A 238-nucleotide genomic window follows, 5' to 3' on the forward strand; every position below is an offset into this window, starting at 1 on the left:
CCACCTTCGTGACCGCGCCGACCAGCTCGGCGCTCGCGCTTTCCTTCGTCAGGTAGCCCGACGCGCCGGCGCGGAACGCGCGCACCGCGTATTGCTGCTCCGCGTGCATGGTCAGCACGAGGACGCGCAGCGCGGGCTTCTCGTCCTTGATCTGCTTGATCAGTTCGACGCCGTTGCGGCCCGGCATCGACAGGTCGAGCACGAGCACCTGCGCGGGCGTGGCGCGTATGAGCGCGAT

Annotated in this window: 1 protein-coding gene; it reads right to left on the reverse strand. The window is 69.3% G+C overall.

Annotated elements, in window-relative coordinates:
* Nucleotides 1–238: response regulator (locus RG959_RS24865; RefSeq protein ID WP_342799369.1), on the reverse strand; the 238-nt coding region annotated here is incomplete at both ends.

Origin of the sequence: Domibacillus sp. 8LH, assembly GCF_038806185.1 — a bacterium.
GTDB classification, from domain to species: Bacteria; Bacillota; Bacilli; order Bacillales; family Domibacillaceae; genus Domibacillus; species Domibacillus indicus_A.